The organism is Streptomyces sp. NPDC060002 (assembly GCF_042737245.1).
GTDB lineage: Bacteria > Actinomycetota > Actinomycetes > Streptomycetales > Streptomycetaceae > Streptomyces.
On record NZ_JBHWUW010000138.1, the window covers coordinates 1 to 1035 of the forward strand.

Consider the following 1035-nt stretch of genomic DNA (forward strand, 5'->3'; position numbering starts at 1 on the left):
TGCCACTGCTCGTCGGTGAGTTGCCTGCGCGTCACGATCCTCTTCCTACCGGATCCGCATTCCAGACGGATCCGGATCGGCAAGATTGATCACGATGTCACACAGGCCCTAGTTCAGACAAGTGACCAGGCCGAAGCCGATGGCGCCGGACCAGATGGTTCGGGGCATGGCACACCTCCGCAACAGGCCCCGAGCAGCCTACGAGGGGCGCCCGCGGCCCGCACCAGCTGGACCCGGGCAGCTGCATGCCTCCCGTGGGGAGCCGGGAGGCGCGGCGGGCCCGGCCGTCGCGGGACAGCAGCGCCCAGCAAGGGGATCCGTCGGGGATCCGCGAACCAAGTGGTTGGCGGCCGTCGGATTGCCTTGGTGGCGCGGTTGGCGAGGATCACCAATCCGGCCGTTGAGCAGTTCCGGATTATCTGGGGGCGGGGCTCGGAGACGAGGGCCGCCCGAGCGGCCGCCTGCGCGAGGGATACGGGAAGGCGGCGCGCTCCTGAGCCCCCGTGCACGGCGGTGTATCGGGGGCTCGGTCTGGTGGCAGCCGCTCAAGGTCTTGCTGTCACAGGCAGGCGTCATGGAGGGGGAGTGGGAGGTTCGGCCGGCTGTTGTGTCTGTGCCGCGGGATCCGGCGGCGGGGGAGGGGCGGCGGCCTGCCGGATACGGGTGATGTGGTTCAGGCCTGCCGTCGACCTCGACACCGCAGCGACTGCCTCCCGGATCGCCGTACTGGACGCACGCGCGATACCAGCGGGCCGACGACCCCCGGCAACGGTCGCGCGGGGTGCGCTGTGGAAGAACTTGGGCGCCGCTGTCGATCCAGCCACGTCCCGTTCGACATCCTGATGGAGAACGCATCGCCGTACGAGGACGACAGGACCTGACGAGGGAACACGTGCATCAGCTGCTGCGAGTACAGAACTTCACCATCTCGAGCGACGGCGTCGCCGCCGGCGAGGACCAGAGCCTGGAGCGGCCTTTCGGCCACCACATCGATCCGGGACAGCTCTTCGCCTGGGCCGGCGCCACGGCGAGCTG

Annotated in this window: 1 pseudogene; it reads left to right on the top strand. The window is 69.4% G+C overall.

Features of this window, described 5'->3' with window-relative positions:
- Positions 1 to 892: 892 nt before the first annotated feature.
- A pseudogene (locus tag ACFWBD_RS41525) lies at positions 893 to 1035 on the top strand (deaminase); the annotation flags it as partial.